The 18138-nt window shown below is 62.6% G+C and carries 17 protein-coding genes; 7 read left to right on the plus strand and 10 right to left on the minus strand.

The genetic code is table 11. The features are described from left to right. Window positions 1-193: 193 nt before the first annotated feature. A complete protein-coding gene (gene znuB, locus Q9290_RS14540) occupies window positions 194-982 on the minus strand; it encodes a zinc ABC transporter permease subunit ZnuB (protein ID WP_306080374.1) in 789 nt (262 codons plus the stop codon). Next, window positions 972-1709, minus strand: coding sequence for a zinc ABC transporter ATP-binding protein ZnuC (gene znuC / locus Q9290_RS14545; RefSeq protein ID WP_306080375.1), 738 nt, complete (start codon window positions 1707-1709; stop codon window positions 972-974). The genes znuB and znuC overlap by 11 nt, the downstream gene beginning before the upstream one ends. An 86-nt stretch (window positions 1710-1795) precedes the next feature. Here znuC and znuA point away from each other — a divergent pair, with 86 nt between their 5' ends. Then, on the plus strand, window positions 1796-2806 hold the full coding sequence (gene znuA, locus Q9290_RS14550) for a zinc ABC transporter substrate-binding protein ZnuA (RefSeq protein ID WP_306080376.1): 1011 nt from the start codon (window positions 1796-1798) through the stop codon (window positions 2804-2806). A 193-nt stretch (window positions 2807-2999) separates the two neighbouring features. Then, window positions 3000-4355: a murein DD-endopeptidase MepM gene (gene mepM, locus Q9290_RS14555; RefSeq protein ID WP_306080377.1), complete on the plus strand. Its 1356-nt coding sequence runs from the start codon at window positions 3000-3002 to the stop codon at window positions 4353-4355. A gap of 91 nt (window positions 4356-4446) precedes the next feature. Here mepM and hemE read toward each other — a convergent pair whose 3' ends face one another. Beyond that, window positions 4447-5514: a uroporphyrinogen decarboxylase gene (hemE, locus tag Q9290_RS14560; protein WP_306080378.1), complete on the minus strand. Its 1068-nt coding sequence runs from the start codon at window positions 5512-5514 to the stop codon at window positions 4447-4449. 176 nt (window positions 5515-5690) lie between these two features. Here hemE and rsd point away from each other — a divergent pair, with 176 nt between their 5' ends. Then, window positions 5691-6155, plus strand: a complete 465-nt coding sequence (gene rsd / locus Q9290_RS14565; RefSeq protein ID WP_306080379.1) for a sigma D regulator — start codon at window positions 5691-5693, stop codon at window positions 6153-6155. A 9-nt stretch (window positions 6156-6164) separates the two neighbouring features. Further along, a complete protein-coding gene (locus tag Q9290_RS14570; RefSeq protein WP_306080380.1) occupies window positions 6165-6524 on the plus strand; it encodes a PilZ domain-containing protein in 360 nt (119 codons plus the stop codon). A gap of 46 nt (window positions 6525-6570) precedes the next feature. Here Q9290_RS14570 and radA read toward each other — a convergent pair whose 3' ends face one another. Then, window positions 6571-7938 carry a DNA repair protein RadA gene (gene radA / locus Q9290_RS14575; protein WP_306080381.1) on the minus strand — a complete coding sequence of 456 codons (1368 nt, stop codon included), beginning with the start codon at window positions 7936-7938 and terminating at the stop codon, window positions 6571-6573. A 71-nt stretch (window positions 7939-8009) separates the two neighbouring features. Between radA and Q9290_RS14580 the strand changes: the two genes are divergently transcribed. Next, a complete protein-coding gene (locus Q9290_RS14580) occupies window positions 8010-10271 on the plus strand; it encodes a PilZ domain-containing protein (RefSeq protein ID WP_306080382.1) in 2262 nt (753 codons plus the stop codon). Here the strand turns inward: Q9290_RS14580 and serB are convergent. Next, on the minus strand, window positions 10231-11214 hold the full coding sequence (gene serB / locus Q9290_RS14585; RefSeq protein ID WP_371930930.1) for a phosphoserine phosphatase SerB: 984 nt from the start codon (window positions 11212-11214) through the stop codon (window positions 10231-10233). The genes Q9290_RS14580 and serB overlap by 41 nt on opposite strands. A gap of 80 nt (window positions 11215-11294) precedes the next feature. On the opposite strand from serB, the gene Q9290_RS14590 reads away from it, so the two are divergent. Further along, window positions 11295-11831: a hypothetical protein gene (locus Q9290_RS14590; RefSeq protein WP_306080383.1), complete on the plus strand. Its 537-nt coding sequence runs from the start codon at window positions 11295-11297 to the stop codon at window positions 11829-11831. A gap of 3 nt (window positions 11832-11834) precedes the next feature. Here the strand turns inward: Q9290_RS14590 and deoD are convergent, their stop codons facing one another. The 5 genes from deoD to prfC all read right to left on the minus strand — a co-directional run bounded on the left by deoD (window position 11835) and on the right by prfC (window position 17100). Beyond that, window positions 11835-12548 carry a purine-nucleoside phosphorylase gene (gene deoD, locus Q9290_RS14595; protein WP_306080384.1) on the minus strand — a complete coding sequence of 238 codons (714 nt, stop codon included), beginning with the start codon at window positions 12546-12548 and terminating at the stop codon, window positions 11835-11837. A gap of 30 nt (window positions 12549-12578) precedes the next feature. Further along, window positions 12579-13796 carry a phosphopentomutase gene (locus tag Q9290_RS14600; protein ID WP_306080385.1) on the minus strand — a complete coding sequence of 406 codons (1218 nt, stop codon included), beginning with the start codon at window positions 13794-13796 and terminating at the stop codon, window positions 12579-12581. Between the two features lie 35 nt (window positions 13797-13831). Continuing rightward, complete coding sequence (gene deoC, locus Q9290_RS14605) at window positions 13832-14605, minus strand: deoxyribose-phosphate aldolase (protein WP_306080386.1); 774 nt, start codon at window positions 14603-14605, stop codon at window positions 13832-13834. A 43-nt stretch (window positions 14606-14648) separates the two neighbouring features. After that, the gene (locus Q9290_RS14610; RefSeq protein ID WP_306080387.1) at window positions 14649-15413 is read right to left on the minus strand and encodes a TatD family hydrolase; all 765 of its coding nucleotides are present in this window, start codon (window positions 15411-15413) and stop codon (window positions 14649-14651) included. Window positions 15414-15510: 97 nt separating this feature from the next. Continuing rightward, a complete protein-coding gene (gene prfC, locus Q9290_RS14615; RefSeq protein ID WP_306080388.1) occupies window positions 15511-17100 on the minus strand; it encodes a peptide chain release factor 3 in 1590 nt (529 codons plus the stop codon). Between the two features lie 201 nt (window positions 17101-17301). Between prfC and Q9290_RS14620 the strand changes: the two genes are divergently transcribed. After that, on the plus strand, window positions 17302-17862 hold the full coding sequence (locus Q9290_RS14620) for a tRNA-uridine aminocarboxypropyltransferase (RefSeq protein WP_306080389.1): 561 nt from the start codon (window positions 17302-17304) through the stop codon (window positions 17860-17862). The last annotated feature ends 276 nt before the right edge of the window (window positions 17863-18138 follow it).

Genomic DNA, 18138 nt, shown 5'->3' on the forward strand with positions numbered 1-18138 from the left:
CCAGTTGGAGAGCAGCAGACAGCAGGGTGCCAGCCCAGGGAGGGCAAAGGGTGTCTGCTTCGCCGTGCCCTTTGCGCCATGGATGGCGCAACGGAGCCCCCAGGGATGGGTTCACGGCGTGCCGGAGAAGTAGTGCCCTTTGTCCGACCGATAGGCACGGCAAAACAGACACTATAAAGTTGCGCCTGACACATCAGCCGCGCCTGGGGATGACCTGTGACAGCAAAAACAGGGTGGCGGCGGCCACCACAACGGACGGACCGGTGGGGGTATCGTAACTGAACGACAGTTGCAGACCGCCCAGTACCGCCAGCACGCCAATGCCCGAGGCCAGGGCGGCCATCTGTTCTGGCGTGCGACTGAAGCGGCGGGCGGTGGCGGCGGGAATGATCAGCAGCGAGGTGATGATCAGCGCTCCCACAAACTTCATCGCCACTGCGATTAACACACTGATCATCAACAGCAGCAGCAACTTGAGTCGTTCCACCTTGAGCCCTTCCACCCGGGCCAGCTCCTCACTCACGGTAATGGACAGCAGCGGGCTCCAGAACCGGCGCAACACCAGCAGCAGCAGGGCGCCGCCACCGTAGATCCACACCAGATCCGACGCCTGGATCGCCAGCAGATCCCCGAACAGATAAGCCATCAGATCCACGCGAATGTTGTCCATAAAGGCCAGCGCCACCAGCCCCAGTGACAGGGCAGTATGGGCCAGAATGCCCAGCAGGGTGTCGGTGCCCAGCCGGCTGCCCCGTTGCAGACCGGCCAGCAGCAGGCCCAGCAGCAAACAGGCCACCAGCACCGCCAGGGTCAGGTTGATTTGCAGCAGCAGGCCCATGGCCACCCCCAGCAAGGAGGAATGGGCCAGGGTATCGCCAAAGTAGGCCATGCGCCGCCACACCACAAAGCTGCCCAGGGGGCCGGCCAGCAATGCAATGCCGAGCCCCGCCAGCAGGGCATAAAGCAGAAAACTATCCCACATGGCGTACGTCTCCGTGGTGCTCTTCGTCGCAATGATGATGATGGGTATACACCGCCAGCTGGGCCAGCTCGGGGCGGCCGAACAGACGGGCAAACTCGGGGTGGCGCGCCACCTGTTCGGGCTCACCGTGACAGCAGACGTGGCGGTTCAGGCAAATCACCCTGTGGGTACTGGCCATCACCAGGTGCAGATCGTGAGACACCATGAGCACGCCGCATTGCAGCTCCCCGGCCAGTTGCTGGATCAGCGCATAGAGCTCGGTCTGGCCGTGCACGTCCACCCCCTGAGCCGGCTCATCGAGGATAAGCAGCTCGGGCTCCATCATCAGGGCCCGGGCCAGCAAAATACGCTGCATTTCGCCGCCGGACAGCGCCTGCATGGCCCGTTCGGCCAGCCGCTCTGCCCCCACCCGCGACAGCGCCTGAGCCACCGTCAGCCGGCGACCGCGAGACAGGCTGAGAAAGCGCGCCACCGTCAGCGGCAGCACCGGATCCAGGTGCAGCTTTTGGGGCACATAGCCCACCCGCAGGCCCGGCTTGCGCCAAAGCGTTCCCCGGCTGGCCTGGCGCAGCTCCAGCACCAGTTTTATCAACGAGCTTTTGCCGGCGCCGTTGGGGCCGACCACGGTGAGGATCTCGCCACGGTGCAGGCTCAGGGAGATGTGATCCAGAATGACGTTGCCGTCCGCTTCCAGGCCGACCTCGGTCAGCTCTACCAGTTTGGTCATTCGATGCGCCTTTACTTCAATATTTGTAATATTATAACATTCTCAACCACGCGAATTCCATTCACAATCACTCGAGTATTCCCGCCATGAGAGCCCTGTTTTTTCTGACCCTGCTGCTTGCCGGCCAGGCCAGTGCCGTTGAAGTCCTGACCACCGTCAAGCCATTGCAATTGATCGCCAACGCCATCACTCAGGGTGGACAGCCTGCCGAGTTGCTGCTCAAACCAGGCACCTCACCCCACGACTATGCACTCAAGCCCTCGGATCTGCGCCGCATTCAGGGCGCGGATCTGGTGATCTGGGTGGGGCCGGATCTGGAAGGCTTTCTTGTGCCCTTGCTGGCCAATCGCAACAACAGTCTGGCGCTGATGGAGCAACTGCCTATTGAGGCACACAAAGAACACGACAATGATGAGCACCATGACGAGCATGCTCATCATGAAGAACACGAGCAGCACGATGAACATGAGCACCATGATGAACATGAACACCATGATCGGGACGCACATGATAACGGCAAAATCGTGATCACCCAGCATGAAGATCAGGACGATCATCATGGCCACGATCATGGCAGCCGGGATCCCCATGTCTGGCTGGATCCCCACCATGGCCTGCACATCGCCCGCCTGATCGCCGGACGCCTGAGTGAGCTGGATCCGGAAAACCTTGAGCGATATCAACACAACCTGGCGCTGTTTGAGTCAAAGTTGCGCGACACAGACAATCGCGTGGCCGAGCGCCTGGCCCCGGCCAGGAAAAAGGGCTACTTCGTGTTTCACGATGCCTACGGCTACTGGGAAGACCATTACCGGATTCCGGCACTGGGTTATTTCACCGTCAGTCCCGAGCGGGCACCGGGCGCACAAACCGTGGCACGCATTCACAAGGCGCTGAAAGAGGCCAGTGCCGAGTGCGTGTTTGCCGAGCCCCAGTTTCGCCCCGCCGTGGTCAATGCCGTGGTGCGCGACACACAGGCCCGGGTGGCGGTGCTCGATCCCCTGGCCGGCGAGATTCAGAACGGTCCGGACGGTTATTTCGAGTTCATGCTCAAGTTGGCCGATGACATGGCCGTTTGTCTGTTGAATGAAAGATGAACACTCGGTAACGAATTTTTGTATAATGCCGAACTTTCGTGATGAACGATGCACTAACCTCGGTGGCCCGACTTTTTCGGGCCATTTAGTAATAAGAAGACGACCATTTAGTCTTATATGGTTATAAAAACGTCGAACAATAAAACGGTAACAACATGCATCGTGTAGTATTCCACTGGCACAGGTAATCCGGATGAATTTTCTCCGCCCGATACAAAGCAGACTGCAAGACCTGCCCTCGCCCCTGCCCCGGCGGCACCTTTACGGCATTGTGCTGCTCAGCGGTCTGACCCTCTCCACCGCGGCCCTGATCCCCACCCCCGGCGAACTGATGGACAAACCGGTACGCATCAGCATACCGGCCAGCCTGCACGTGCCCCAGCACCCGCAGGAACAGGAGCAGGTCGAGAGCACCGAATTCTATACTCTGCCCAACGACGACATCGGCGCCGCCGAGCCGGTGGATGCCCTGGATGAAATCGCCGCCAGCGAGCCCGAGTGGCAGGAATACGTGGTGCAGAACGGCGATACCCTGAGCACCATCTTCAACGGCCTGGGCCTGCCCCTGGCCACCATGTACAAACTGCTCGATGCCGATGAAAACCGGGTACTCGATGGCCTGCGTCCCGGCCAGACCCTGCATCTGATGATCGACGAAAACAACCTCCTGCAGGAATTCAAGATCCAGCGGGATATCATGCATACCCGCATCTTCAGCCGCAGCGGCGAAGGCTATGAAAGCCGGCTGAAAACCGAGGAAAGCCACTGGGAAAGCCGCAACCTCAGGGGCACCATCAACGGCAGCTTCTACCTCAGCGCCCGCAGCGCCGGCCTCTCCGCCGGTCAGATCCAGAAAATCGCCAACCTGTTCCAGTGGCAGCTCAACTTTGCCCGGGATCTGCGTCAGGGCGACAGTTTCCGGGTGGTGGTCAAGCGTGAATTCGTGGAAGGCCAGAGCACCGGCAAGGCCGAACTGCAGGCAGTGGAAATCGTAAACCACGGTCGCACCTACCAGGCCTTCCGCCACGAAGACGGCAATTTCTACGATGACGAAGGCAACAGCATGGAGCGTGGCTTTGTGCGCATTCCGCTGAAGCACCACGCCCGCATCAGCTCCAACTTCAACCTGCACCGCAAGCACCCGGTCACCGGCCGCATTCGCCCCCACAAGGGCACCGACTTTGCCGTGCCCACCGGCACCGCGGTGCTGGCCCCGGGCGACGGCGTGGTGGTCAAGGCAGTGCGCCACCGCCTGGCGGGCAACTACCTGGTGATCCGCCACGGCCGCAAGTACACCACCCGTTTTCTGCACCTGAGCAAGTTCCTGGTAAAACCGGGTGACAAGGTGCGCCGCGGAGACCGTATTGCACTGTCGGGCAATACCGGCCGCTCCACCGGTCCGCACCTGCACTACGAGTTTCTGGTCAACAACCGGCCGGTAGACCCCATGCAGGTCAAGCTGCCCATGGCCGAAGGCCTGACCGGGAGCGCCCGCAAGCAATTTCTGGCAAAGGTGGCGCAGTACAAGCAACAACTCGCCGCCGGCTAAGCCGGCAGCAGGACATAAAAAAAGCGCCGAAAGGCGCTTTTTTTATGTCTTCGGTTTTCTCCCTGCCGGGGCTGGCCCCGGCAGACCATCCTTAGCCGGCGTGGTAAGGACGAGACAGCCGGTGTACCGACTCGATAAAGGCGCCGGCGTGCTCCGGATCCACGTCCAGATGAATGCCGTGGCCCAGGTTGAACACATGGCCGGGGCCATGGCCAAAGCCTTCCAGAATGCCGGCCACTTCCTGTTCGATGCGCTCGGGTGAGGCATACAACATGGACGGGTCCATGTTGCCCTGCAACGCCACCTTGTCGCCCACCCGGCGCTTGGCGTCGGCGATATTGATGGTCCAGTCCAGGCCCACGGCGTCGCAGCCGGTGGCGGCTATGGCTTCCAGCCACTGACCGCCGTTCTTGGTGAACAGGGTCACCGGTACCCGGCGGCCCTCGTTCTCGCGGGTCAGGCCGTCGACGATCTTGGCCATGTAGCGCAGGGAAAACTCGTTGTAGTCCCGCGGGGTCAGCACGCCGCCCCAGGTGTCAAAGATCATCAGCGACTGGGCGCCGGCCGCCACCTGGGCGTTGAGGTAGCTGGTGACGCTGTCGGCCAGCTTGTCGAGCAGCAGGTGCAGGGTCTGCGGCTCGGCATACATCATTTTCTTGATCTTGGTAAAGGCCTTGGAACTGCCGCCTTCCACCATGTAGGTGGCCAGGGTCCAGGGACTGCCGGAGAAGCCGATTAGCGGTACTTCGCCCTGCAGCTCGCGGCGAATGGTGCGCACCGCGTTCATCACGTAGCCCAGCTCCCCTTCCGGATCGGGAATACCAATGCGCTTGACGTCGGCAGCGCAGGTGACCGGACGCTCAAAACGCGGGCCTTCACCGGTTTCAAAGTACAGGCCCAGGCCCATGGCATCGGGAATGGTCAGAATGTCGGAAAACAGAATGGCCGCGTCCAGCGGAAAACGACGCAGCGGCTGCAGAGTCACTTCGCAGGCCAGCTCGGCGTTACGGCACAGCGACATAAAATCGCCGGCCTCGGCCCGGGTGGCCTTGTATTCCGGCAGATAGCGGCCGGCCTGGCGCATCATCCACACCGGGGTGTAGTCGGTGGGCTGACGTGACAGGGCGCGTAGATAGGTATCATTCTTGAGTGGTTTCATTCCGTCGTTCCGCATCGGGTGGCAAAATTGGCCGCATTGTACCACTACCAACCGGGAACGCGAAAAAGCCAGACTCGTGCACTCCATGGTCACGAAATCGCCACCGGCTATTGACCGGGGCGTCGCTTTTCTTTACTTATAGTACTGAGCCCATCAGGCAGCCCACGGAGGGAACCATGCTCGGGAAACTGGAACAGACCAAAGCCAGGCTTGGCGGCATTCACAAGGCACTGGACGCCTTTCTTAATGCCCGTCAGGCCCTGCTCGTAGAATATATTCGCCTTTCCACTCACCAAACCCTGCCCTCGCAAGCCGATCTGCACGAGTTCTGCGGTCAGCTGGTCGACTATGTCTCCGCCGGCCACTTTGAAATTTACGATCACGTGCTGGCCGCCTACGAGTCATCAAAGGGGAACGCCCGGGTACTGGCAGAGCGCATCTACCCGCGCATTAAGCGCAATACCGATGAAGCCCTGAACTTTCACGACAAGTACACTCAGGCCAGTGACGACACCCTGCTCGAGCTGGATCAGGATCTGAACCGGCTGGGTGAGGTGCTGGAAGAACGCTTCTCGCTGGAAGACCGGCTGGTGTCGGCCATCGATCTGCTGGATCACCTGGATACCAGCGAGCCGGCATAAGGAGGCCCCATGGCCGAACGCAGAGCCTTTTGCCGCATCGAGTTCAACGCCGATGCCCGGCTCACCGATGCCTCGGGCCGGCAATGGCCGGCCCGGGTCAGGGACTTGTCCCTGCACGGCGCCCTGCTCACCCAGGATAACTGGCAGGGGGAAAACGGCAGTGAACTGATCCTGCACATCACCCTGGAAGACGGCGGCGTTATTCGCATGGAAGGCCACCAGCGTCACCACGAGGACGACGATGTCGGGCTGGAATGCGGCCACCTCGACCTGAACAGCGCCACTCGCCTGCGCCGGCTGGTGGAGCTGAACCTGGGCGACGAGCAGCTGCTGCACCGCCAGTTTGAACAGCTGCTTGGGAGTATTTAGGCACGCTCAATAGCCGTCATGCCGGGGCAAACCTGATATGGCGGCGTTACAGCGCCTCCAGCGCTTCTTCCAGTTTTTTCACCGCAATCACTTCCATGCCCTCCGGCGCCTGCTTGGGGCGGTTGGCCCAGGGCACGATGGCGCGGGTAAAGCCGTGCTTGGCCGCTTCCATCAGCCGCTCCTGACCGGACGGCACCGGCCGGATCTCTCCCGACAGGCCCACCTCGCCAAATACCACCAGCTCCTTGGGCAGCGCCTTGTCGCGAAAACTCGACACCAGCGACAGCAGCAACGCCAGATCGGCACTGGTGTCTTCCACCCGCACGCCGCCCACCACATTGACGAACACATCCTGATCCGCCATCTGCATGCCGCCGTGTCGGTGCAGCACCGCCAGCAACAGCGCCAGCCGATTGTGCTCCAGCCCCACGGTCACCCGCCGCGGATTGGCCAGCTGGGAATAATCCACCAGCGCCTGCAGCTCCACCAGCAGCGGCCGGGTGCCTTCCCAAATCACCATGACCACGGATCCGGTCACCTGCTCCTCACCCCGGCTGAGAAAAATGGCCGAGGGGTTGCTCACTTCCTTCATGCCGGTTTCGGTCATGGCGAACACCCCCAGCTCGTTCACCGCGCCAAAGCGGTTCTTGTGACTGCGCAGGGTACGAAAACGACTGTCGGCAGCGCCGTCGAGCAGCACCGAACAGTCGATGCAATGCTCCAGCACCTTGGGTCCGGCCAGGGTGCCGTCCTTGGTGACGTGGCCCACCATCAGGATCACCACCCCCTGCTGCTTGGCAAAACGGGTCAGCTGGGCCGCCGCTTCCCGCACCTGGCTCACCGAGCCCGGCGCCGACTGCACGTCGGCCACGTGCATCACCTGAATGGAGTCGATCACCATCACCGCCGGCTGCTCTTCCCGGGCCACATGACAGATTTGCTCGACGCTGGTTTCCGACAGCATGCGCAGCTGATCCCGGGGAAGTCCCAGACGCTTGGCGCGCATGGCCACCTGCTGCAACGATTCTTCACCGGTCACATACAGGGTTTTCATGCGCCCGGCCAGGCCGCACATCACCTGCAGCAACAGGGTACTCTTGCCCGCACCCGGGTTACCGCCGATGAGAATGGCCGAGCCCGGCACCAGGCCGCCGCCCAGCACCCGGTCCAGCTCGCGAAAGCCGCTGTCGATGCGCGGAATTTCGGTCATGGCGATTTCGTTGAGGGTCTGAACCTTGTTTTCCTGCAGACCGGCGTAACCGGCAAAACGGGCATTGCGGCTGGATGAGGTGGCCGGCGCCAGCCGGATTTCACTGACGGTATTCCATTCCTTGCACTCGGAACACTGCCCCTGCCAGCGGGGGAATTCGGCACCGCATTCACCACATACGAAGGCGGTCTTGGACTTGGCCATGCTGTCTCACTCATTGATTCACAAGCTGTTATACTGGCGCAAGTTTTTCGCTCACTCAAGCATGCAACGGAATGGACTTCAGCCCCTACAAAGCCCTGCTCAACCGCATCATTCCCCTGAGCTACCAGCAGGACACGGAAAGCCTGCTGACCGGCCTGCTGCCCGATGCAGACAACCAGACCCGCTATCAGCTGCTGGCCGAGCTCAACCGGCTCAAGGCGCCCTGTCTGCGGGTGCTGGATCTGAACAAACTGTTTCCCGGCCAGTGCCGGCCGGTGCCCCACCGGGGGCTGAACCACATGCTGCCGCCCCGGCTTGAGCAGCGCTTTATGCAGTTGCTGGGTCAGTACAACGGTGAATATACCCGTGGCCTGTACGAAACCCTTCTTGCCGATCTGGCCGCCATGCGCAAGCAGCCTGCCATGCTCAATGCCACCCCCTGGCACCAGCCCACCTTTGGCACCCGGCGCAAGGAGCCCCGGCTGCAATTCGTGACCCCGGTGCAACTGCATCTGGACGACGGCGACATTCAGGCCAACAGCCTGGATATTTCCATCAATGGCCTGATGGCGACTCTGACGCCACCCGTCGCCCTGCCCGCCGAGTTGTCGGTGTCCTTTCCCGAACTGGCCCAGCAACCCGGCATGAGCGCCCTGGTGGAACCCAGGCGCTTTCGGCTGGCCGATGCGCCTCAGGGCGACAAGGGCCGCATTCGGCTGCGCCGTATTGAGCAGGACGGCGCCTGGGATCAGGCGCTGGAGCAGTTTATTGAGCAAAACCAGAGCCGTTACGGCCATGATGCCCAGGATCTGTTGGACACCGCCCTCGCCCAGTGCTGGGGCCAGACGCTGCTGGAAACCGGGCTGGGTCAGTCCCTGTTCTTTGACGAGCAGGGCCGGCTGCAGGAAGTATTGTGCAACCGCTTTGGCAAAAAGCTGCTGGACTTCTGGCGCCATGAACGCGCGGGTGATCTGCTGGCCAGCCTGCTGCCGCCGGCGCGGGTGCTCGACATGGCGGCGCGCCAGCACGAGCCGGTGTTTCTGTACAGCTTTCGCATTCAGGGCAAGAAGGAAAGCTATTATTTCGCCGCCGAACAGCGCCGGCTGGAGAAGGAACAACAGCTCAGGCAGTTTATCAGTGACGGCCAGCGCGCCGGCACCCTGCAGCTCTATCATCTGGGCATTCGTCCGGTGCTGTTTACCGATCAGATCACCGACAACCTGGACGCCCTGGGCCGGGACCGGCTGGCCCCGCTCAAGTGGCAACTGTGGCTGACCCCCCTGCCCGTGCCCGAACTGGCCGCGCCGGAGCCTGCCAATGCCCGCCAGTTGCTGCCCTACCGGGTGCTGCCCGAGGCAAGGCCCATCAGTCTGGTGTCTCTGCGTCAGCCGTCACAGCGCAGGGAAACCCGGTTTCGCTTTGAAACGCCGGTCGAGCTGTTGCTGGAGGAAACTCCTGTCGGCGGCGTGACCGAAGATATTTCGGTCGAGGGCCTGAAAATCACGCTGAGCAAGCCGGTGGAGCTGGCGCTGCCGGCACTGGTGCAACTGAACCTGCCCGAGCTGAACAAGCTGGGCCGGGACTGGAACCTGAGGAAACTGCCCTACCGGGTGGTGAACCTGAGTGGTGGCGGCAAGGTCTTGCACCTGCATGCCCATGATCAGGGCAAAGGCCACGCCGCCAGTCGGTTTTTCACCGCGCTGCTGGCCCAGAACCAGGACAAGCTGCGCGCCCGCCCCGAACGTAGTCAGCAGCCGGCCTGGATGATGTGGCTCACCCGTCAGGCCCTGCAGCAACTGGCCGGTCCCGCCTTTTTGCTGGGCCGCAACGACGGCGGCTTTTACGTACAGGGCAGCCTGGCCAGTCCGGTGCGGCAGCGGCTGATGGGCCTGCTCACCGACGACCACGGCCAGGCCCAGCTGGGCCGGCTGATTTCCCGCCAGCTGTTGCAGTCCATTGCCACCACCCTGCAACGGCCCAATGGCAAAAGCCACCTGGTGGCAGAGGTCTGGCTGGCCGCCGATGCCAGCGGCACCGGCACGCCCGGCGTGCTGCTCAACCCGGCTCCGGCGGAACAACGGCGGTTACTGGATGGCCAGCGCCGGGTCACCGTGTGCCTGGCAGTGGTCAACCGCCTGCAACTGCGCCAGCTCGACTTCTACGTGCCCGAGTGGCATCGGCTGACCGAGGCGTCGCTGTACAAGACTCAGGTGCTGGAACAAAACCTGGCCGAGCTGGCCCTGCAATGCCAGGTGTTCAATATTACCGACCTGGCCCAACAGCGTTGTCGTCTCAGCGCGCCTGCAACAAGCCCAGCACCCCTTCCAGACTGAGCCGGTTCAGGCACACCGGGGCCTGCTCCTGCACTAGCGGCTTGGCGTGCAGCGCCACACCCAGGCCGGCCCGGGCCAGCATTTTCAGATCGTTGGCGCCATCACCGATGGCCACGGTCTGGGCCAGGGGAATGCCGTGCTCGTGGGCCAGCTCGGCCAGAATATTGGCCTTGGCGTCGGCGTCGACAATGGCGCCGAGCACTTCACCGGTCAGCTTGCCATCCTCAATGCCCAGGGTATTGGCAAACACCGCATCCAGCCCCAGCTGCTGCTGCAAATGGCGGGCAAAGGGCACAAAGCCCCCCGAGGCAATGGCCACCTTCCAGCCCATGGCCTTGAGCCCGGCCACCAGTTCGGTGAGGCCCGGCATCAGCGGCATGCGGCCGATCACCTGCTCGATAATGGCGGCGTCGGCACCGCTCAGCGCGGCCACCCGGCGGCGCAGGCTTTCGGAAAACGGCAGCGCCCCTTCCATCGCGGCCCGGGTCACGGCGGCCACTTCCTCACCCACTCCGGCCAGGGCGGCAATCTCGTCGATGCATTCAATCTGAATGGCGGTGGAGTCCATGTCCATCAGCACCAGGCCGGGGCGGCCGGGTTCGGGCAGCGCCGGCACACAGGCCAGATCCCAGTCGGTGGCCACCTGTTGCAGCGCCGCCTTAAGGGCCGGCGACCAGGCCGACAGCCGAAGGCTTGCCAGCTCGCGCCCGGCGACCGTGCTGACGGCACTCAGCTCGGTGGTCACGCCGGCCTCGTCCAGCACTTGCAGGCTGTGAGCCAGGGCCTGTTTGCCCAGTTGCTCCGCCAGCAGCACCAGCCGGCCTGCGGCCTCGGGTAATTGCCCGGCGATCCACTCTCCCTGTTGCCACAGATATGCTTGCTGCTCCAGAGAGTCTTTCCATTCCACTACCCGCTCGGGCAGCCCATTCAGACACAGTGCCACGTTTCTTCCTTTACAACGACAAACCGGCGCTCAGGGTAGCGTATTGCTTTTTAAGCAGGCAAGAGACAATATTGGCCGCCATGGGAAACCTTCAATCACACCTCAAACGACTGCCCTGGCTCTGGCTGCTGGCTTCACTGCTGTTACTGCTGGCCGGTCAGCAGTGGCTGGCGCTGAACGATCTGGGCCAACGCTGGCAGTTGCTGCCTCATCGTTCCTCGGCCTCGGCGCTGGCGGATTTTGCCGAATTTCAGGCGTTGCGCGCGCTGACGGCGGAAGACAAGGATGCCCAGCAACTGCTGGTCGCCGAGCTCACCCACTCGCCGCTGGTGCTGTCGGCCCGCCTCTACGATGCCGGCGGCACCCTGCTGGCCGACACCGGTGAGCCCGGTGCCGAGCCGGCCCGGGCCTATGTGCGCCCCCTCCATGAGCAGGAGCGCATTGCCGGCTTTTTGCAGCTGGAGCTGGCGGAGTCGGCACTGACCGGCGAGCAGCGGCAGCTGTGGCAGCGGCTGTATCAGCAGCTGGGCTGGCTGCTGCCGCTGGCAGGCGCCGCCGGTGCCCTGCTGGCCTCGGCGCTGTTAAGGCTGCGCCGGCGCCCTGCCCCCGCCGATTAAGGCTCAGTCGCCCAGCAGCACCGACTCCAGCGCCACTTCCATCATTTGATCAAAGCCGGTCTGGCGCTCATCGGCGCTGAGCTGCTCGCCGCGCAGTATGTGATCCGATACCGTGCAAATGGTCAGGGCCCGGGCGCCGTATTCGGCGGCCACGCCATAGAGCCCGGCGGCTTCCATCTCCACCCCCACCACACCGTAGCGCTTCAGTAATTCAAACAGCTCGCTTTGGGGGGTATAGAACAGATCCGCCGAAAACAGGTTGCCCACCTTCACCGGCACCTTGAGGTGTCTGGCCGCCGCCACCGCATGTTGCGTCAGTTCAAAGTCGGCGATGGCCGCCAGATCGTGGCCCATAAAGCGAGTACGGTTGACTCTGGATTCGGTGCTGGCCCCCAGGCCAATCACCAGATCCATCAGATTAACGTCATCGCGCACCGCGCCGCAGGATCCCACCCGGATCAGGTTTTTAACGTCAAACTCGGTGATCAGCTCCTTGGCGTAGATCGACACCGATGGTATGCCCATGCCGTGGCCCATTACCGACACCGGCCGGCCCTTGTAGCTGCCGGTAAAGCCCAGCATGTTGCGCACCGCGTTGACCTGGCGCACGTCGGAGAGAAAGGTGTCGGCGATGTATTTGGCCCGCAGCGGATCGCCGGGCATCAGTATGGTGTCGGCAAAATCGCCGCGTTCCGCCTTGATATGGGGAGTTGCCATGCTTGTTCCTTCCCTTGGTAAAAGTGAGGCTCAGAGAAAAGAGCGGCCAAAGTCCATGGGACTGGTGCCGAAATAAGCTGCCAGGCTCTGGCCGATATCGGCAAAGGTGCCCCGCCCGCCAAGTGTCCCCGGCGTCAGCCCGGCGCCGGTGCAGAGTACCGGAATATGCTCCCGGGTATGCTCGGTGCCTTTCCAGGTGGGATCGCAGCCATGATCCGCGGTGAGGATCAGCAGATCCTCGGGGGCCAGCAGGCTCAGCAGCTCGGGCAGGCGGCGATCAAAGGCTTCCAATGCGGCGGCATAACCGGCCACATTGCGCCGGTGGCCGTAGCTTGAGTCAAAGTCGACGAAATTGGTCATGATAAGGGTATTGTGGCCGGCGGCCTTCAGCTCGCTCAGGGTGGCATCGAACAAGGCGTCGTGGCCACTGGCCTTAAGCTGGCGGGTAATGCCGCAGTGGGCGTAGATGTCGGCAATCTTGCCGATGGACACCACCTCGCCATCCAACTCGTCTACCAGCTTTTGCAGCACGGTGGGGGCCGGCGGTTCAATGCTGTAGTCCCGGCGGTTGCCGGTGCGCACAAAGTCGGCGGCGGTGTCACCCACAAAGGGACGGGCAATGACCCGGCCGATGTTGTAGGGCATCAGCAGTTCCCGGGCGGTTTCACACAGGGCATACAGCCGCTCCAGGCCAAAGTGCTGCTCGTGGCAGGCGATCTGGAATACCGAGTCCGCCGAGGTGTAGCAAATCGGCTTGCCGGTACGTTCATGCTCCTCGCCCAGCTCTTCAAGTATGGTGGTGCCCGAGGCGTGGCAGTTGCCGAGAATACCCGGCAGGCCGGACCGCTCAACCAGCTCGTCGACAAGTTCCTGCGGAAAGCTGTTTTCGGTATCAGCAAAATACCCCCAGTCAAACAGTACCGGCACACCGGCGATTTCCCAGTGGCCCGAGGGCGTGTCCTTGCCCGACGACAGCTCCCGGGCGTAGCCGTAGCTGCCGGCCACGTCCGCCGGCAGAGTCACTCCCTCAGCCACGGTGCCGGTGCTCTCGGCATGGGCGTGAAACAGCCCCAGCCGGGCCAGGTTGGGCAGTTGCAGCGGCCCCTCGCGGCCGCTGTTGGCCTCGCCTCGTGCACAGGCGGCGGCAATATGCCCCAGGGTGTCGGCACCGGCGTCGCCGAAACGCTCGGCGTCGGGGGCGGCACCAATGCCAAAGGAATCGAGAACCAGTACGATGGCGCGTTTCATGATGAGTTTCCTCAGGCCCTGAAGCCAAATGAACGTCAGTAAGCGGACCGGCCGCCGTCATGGGGAGTTAACTGCAGGGTATGCAGCAGATCGCTCAGCAGCCCGGAAGCGCCGAGGCGAACATGGGCCGGCGTGATCCAGTCCGGGCCCATGATGTCGACGGCCAGCCTCAGGTAGTCCGCCGCCTGGGCCAAAGTACGCACACCGCCGGCGGCCTTGAAGCCCACCGGCCGGTCGGCATGGCGAATCACCTCCAGCATGATTCTGGCTGCCTTAAGCGTGGCATTGACCGCCACCTTGCCGGTGGAGGTCTTGATAAAGTCGGCACCGCCCTCGATGGCCAGCTCGCTGGCCCGTTTTATCAGCGCCGGTGTGCCCAGCTCGCCGCTTTCGATGATCACCTTGAGAATACGCTCGCCACAGGCCGCCTTGCAGGCCCGCACCAGTTCAAGGCCGGTGTGCTCGTCACCGGCCATCAGCGCCCGCCAGGGAAACACCAGATCCACCTCGTCGGCCCCGGCGGCGATGGCGGCGCGCGTTTCCCGTTCGGCCTGCTCGATGTCGCTGCCGCCGGCGGGAAAGTTGGTGACCGTGGCCACGCGCACCCGCTCCGCCACCCCCAGCTCGGCGAGGGTTTGCCTGGCCAGCGGCACAAATGCTGAGTAGACACACACCGCCGCCGGGGTGCCGGCCGGTGTCACCGCCCGATGGCACAGGGCGAGGATGTCGGCCTGGGTGTCATTCTCGTTAAGACTGGTCAGATCCATCAGGCTCAGGGCCTGCTGAGCAAGCTGTTGCGATGCCGTCATGCAATGATCTCCTTGTGGCTTGCTCCAGTGTACGGAAAACCTCCTACCAGGCAAACAGCCGGCCGGCGTTGCTTTCCAGCGCTGTCGCCAGCCGCTCCACTGGCTCGGTACGAATGCCGGCCAGCGCCTGCAGTATCAAAGGCAGTCGCTCGGGGTGGTTGGGCTGGCCCTGAAAACCGCACAAGGGCATGTCGGGAGCATCGGTTTCCAGTACCAGAGACTCAAGGGGCATGGCGGCGATGGTGTTGCGGGTCTTTTGGGCCCGCTCATAGGTGATGGTGCCGCCCACGCCCAGATGAATGCCCAGCTTCCAGAACGCCTCGGCCTGTTGCAGCGAGCCGGCAAAGCCGTGTACCACGCCCCCCACCGGAGTAAAGCGGCGCAGCCACTTCAGCAGCAGGTCGTGGGCCTTGTGGCTGTGCATGATCACCGGCAGTCCGCGTTCACAGGCCAGTTTAAGCTGAAACACAAAGGCGTCTTCCTGCTCGGTCATGGCCAGCTTGCAGGCCACATCCAGCCCGGTTTCGCCGATGGCCACGCAGGCCGGACCAGCCTGGTCCAGCGCCGCAACCAGCCGCTCCTGCCACTGAGCCGACGCACTTTCAACCCACCAGGGGTGCAGCCCCAGCGCATAACGGGTACCGGAAAGCTGCCGGCACAGCGCGGGCAGCCCAGGCCACTGAGCTTCTTCCACCCCCGGGATCACCAGCCGGTGCACCCCCGCCGCCTGGGCCCGGCGCCAGTGCGCCGGCCGGTCGTCGGCAAAGGCGTCGAAGTCGAAATGGCAGTGGGTGTCGGTCAGCAGCATGGGCAATCCGGGCAGATGGCGGTGAACTGATGTCAGAGTATCAGAACGGCGGGCAAAAAAATGCCGGCCCCGAGGCCGGCATTCTGACCCGGAAGCCTTAGTGCTCCCGGGTCTTGCTGAACTGAATGTCCGGATAGCGCTCCTGGGTCAGGTTCAGGTTGACCATGGTGGGGGCGATATAGGTCAGGTTGTCGCCGCCGTCCAGCGCCAGGTTGGCGGATACCTTGCGCTGAAACTCGTCCAGCTTTTTGGCGTCACTGCCATACACCCAGCGCGCGGTGGACACGTTGACCGACTCGTACAGGGCATCCACGTTGTATTCCGCCTTGAGGCGGGCGACCACCACGTCAAACTGCAGCACACCCACGGCGCCCACGATCAGATCGTTGTTGTCGAGCGGGCGGAACACCTGCACCGCGCCTTCTTCCGACAGCTGTACCAGGCCCTTGAGCAACTGCTTCTGCTTGAGCGGATCCCGCAGGCGAATGCGGCGGAACAGCTCGGGCGCGAAGTTGGGAATGCCCGAGAACTTGAGCTCTTCCCCCTGGGTAAAGGTGTCACCAATCTGAATGGTACCGTGGTTGTGCAGGCCGATAATGTCGCCGGCATAGGCTTCTTCCGCCCGCTCCCGGTCGCCGGCCATAAAGGTCACCGCATCGGAAATGCTCACCGTCTTGCCGATGCGCACGTGCTTCATCTTCATGCCCTGGGTGTACTTGCCCGAGACGATGCGCATAAAGGCGATACGGTCCCGGTGACGGGGATCCATGTTGGCCTGAATCTTAAAGACGAAACCGGAGAACTTGTCATCATCGGCGGTCACTTCCCGCTCGTGGGTCTGACGCGGCTGGGGTTCCGGCGCCCACTCGGTCAGGCCGTCGAGCATGTGGTCCACGCCGAAGTTGCCGAGGGCGGTACCGAAAAACACCGGGCTCAGATCGCCGGACAGGAACAGCTCCTGGTCAAAATCGTTGGAGGCCCCCATCACCAGCTCCAGCTCTTCCCGCAACTGGTCGGCCAGGCCGTCGCCCACGGCTTCATCCAGCTCGGGATTGTCCAGCCCCTTGATAATGCGCACATCCTGAATGGTGTGGCCCTGGCCGGACTGATACAGAATGGTTTCATCCCGGTGCAGGTGGTAAACCCCCTTGAACAGCTTGCCGCTGCCAATGGGCCAGGTCACCGGCGCGCACATGATATTAAGCTCGGTTTCAACCTCGTCGAGCAGCTCCATGGGGTCGCGAATATCCCGGTCGAGCTTGTTCATAAAGGTGACGATGGGGGTGTCACGCAGCCGGGTAACTTCCATCAGTTTGCGGGTCCGGTCTTCCACGCCCTTGGCGGCGTCGATCACCATCAGGCAGGAGTCCACCGCGGTCAGGGTACGGTAGGTATCTTCCGAGAAGTCTTCGTGGCCCGGGGTGTCGAGCAGGTTCACCAGGCGGTCGTTGTAGGGAAACTGCATCACCGAGGTGGTGACCGAGATGCCCCGCTCCTTTTCCATTTCCATCCAGTCCGACTTGGCGTGCTGGCCCGAGCCCCGGCCCTTGACGGTACCGGCGCTCTGAATGGCCTGACCGTGCAGCAGCACCTTTTCGGTGATGGTGGTCTTACCGGCGTCCGGGTGAGAGATAATGGCAAAGGTACGGCGCTTGGCAATTTCCTGCGCGATGGTGCTGTTTGACATGGGTGCTATCTTCTGGGTTGACACGGACCTTGGCTGCCGGCGGTGAGCCTGAAAACATGAAATCCGCTGGGTTTAACTGAACTGGCGGCTATTTTCGCCTATTCGGCGGCGCTTAACAATCAATCTGATGCCCACGCCAGCTTTCCCCCCGCTGCCGGCGTCGCTAAAATTGGTCGTTTTCAGCCAGGATTTTGCCCTCTCATGTCCCGCGCCACCTGCCCCCGCTGCCAGCTGCCCGTGCGTACCTGCCTGTGCGCCGATACCTATCCCCAGCCCTGTCCGCTGCCGGTGGTGGTGCTGCAACACCCGCTGGAAGCCAGACACGCCAAAAGCACGGTGCCGCTGCTGCAACGGGCTCTGCCCGGGCTGGAACGGAGAGTAGCCGAGCACATGGCACCGCTGCCGCCCCCGGCCACCGGCCGCTGGTGGCTGCTCTACCCCAGTGACGAGGCGGTGGATATCGACACCACCGCGCCCGCCGGCCTCGACATTGGCGGCCTGGTGGTGCTCGATGGCACCTGGCGCAAGACCCGGCTGTTGCGTCATCTCAGCCCCTGGCTCAACGACCTGCCCGCCCTCACCTTCAGCCGTGCCCCGGCGGGGCGCTATGCCATGCGCAAGGGGCCCGGCGGCCAGGCGCTGTCGACTCTGGAAAGCCTGGCCCATGTGCTGGACCGGCTCAGCCCCGCCTTTGACCCGGCGCCGCTGCATCATCTGCTGGCCTGCCGGGTGGCTCAGTTCTCCCCTGACGGTTACAGTTGAACATGACATTCAGATTCATGTGTATACAAGATACTCCATCATCGTCCGCAACTTTGCGTGCGACCAAGGTTGCAGCCGCAACCATATGAGCTATGATATTGCCCGCTTTGAGTTCGCTCGATAAGCCGTTCGGCACTCGCCGGCAACGATAAACTCCAACCTCTTGATTAACAGTCATTTTATTCGCTTAAACGGCGCCAAAACCGGCAAAGTGGTTGCAAATGCAAGAAAAATAACTGTTAATGAATGTTGACAAAGTTCATGTTTTTGAAAAAA

Origin of the sequence: Oceanimonas aquatica, from assembly GCF_030732065.1 — a bacterium.
GTDB lineage: Bacteria > Pseudomonadota > Gammaproteobacteria > Enterobacterales > Aeromonadaceae > Oceanimonas.

Bases quoted from the DNA above. Each gene is read 5' to 3' on its own strand.
- znuB (WP_306080374.1), bottom strand. From the start codon at position 982: ATGTGGGATAGTTTTCTGCTTTATGCCCTGCTGGCGGGGCTCGGCATT.
- znuC (WP_306080375.1), bottom strand. From the start codon at position 1,709: ATGACCAAACTGGTAGAGCTGACCGAGGTCGGCCTGGAAGCGGACGGC.
- znuA (WP_306080376.1), top strand. From the start codon at position 1,796: ATGAGAGCCCTGTTTTTTCTGACCCTGCTGCTTGCCGGCCAGGCCAGT.
- mepM (WP_306080377.1), top strand. From the start codon at position 3,000: ATGAATTTTCTCCGCCCGATACAAAGCAGACTGCAAGACCTGCCCTCG.
- hemE (WP_306080378.1), bottom strand. From the start codon at position 5,514: ATGAAACCACTCAAGAATGATACCTATCTACGCGCCCTGTCACGTCAG.
- rsd (WP_306080379.1), top strand. From the start codon at position 5,691: ATGCTCGGGAAACTGGAACAGACCAAAGCCAGGCTTGGCGGCATTCAC.
- Q9290_RS14570 (WP_306080380.1), top strand. From the start codon at position 6,165: ATGGCCGAACGCAGAGCCTTTTGCCGCATCGAGTTCAACGCCGATGCC.
- radA (WP_306080381.1), bottom strand. From the start codon at position 7,938: ATGGCCAAGTCCAAGACCGCCTTCGTATGTGGTGAATGCGGTGCCGAA.
- Q9290_RS14580 (WP_306080382.1), top strand. From the start codon at position 8,010: ATGGACTTCAGCCCCTACAAAGCCCTGCTCAACCGCATCATTCCCCTG.
- Q9290_RS14590 (WP_306080383.1), top strand. From the start codon at position 11,295: ATGGGAAACCTTCAATCACACCTCAAACGACTGCCCTGGCTCTGGCTG.
- deoD (WP_306080384.1), bottom strand. From the start codon at position 12,548: ATGGCAACTCCCCATATCAAGGCGGAACGCGGCGATTTTGCCGACACC.
- Q9290_RS14600 (WP_306080385.1), bottom strand. From the start codon at position 13,796: ATGAAACGCGCCATCGTACTGGTTCTCGATTCCTTTGGCATTGGTGCC.
- deoC (WP_306080386.1), bottom strand. From the start codon at position 14,605: ATGACGGCATCGCAACAGCTTGCTCAGCAGGCCCTGAGCCTGATGGAT.
- Q9290_RS14610 (WP_306080387.1), bottom strand. From the start codon at position 15,413: ATGCTGCTGACCGACACCCACTGCCATTTCGACTTCGACGCCTTTGCC.
- prfC (WP_306080388.1), bottom strand. From the start codon at position 17,100: ATGTCAAACAGCACCATCGCGCAGGAAATTGCCAAGCGCCGTACCTTT.
- Q9290_RS14620 (WP_306080389.1), top strand. From the start codon at position 17,302: ATGTCCCGCGCCACCTGCCCCCGCTGCCAGCTGCCCGTGCGTACCTGC.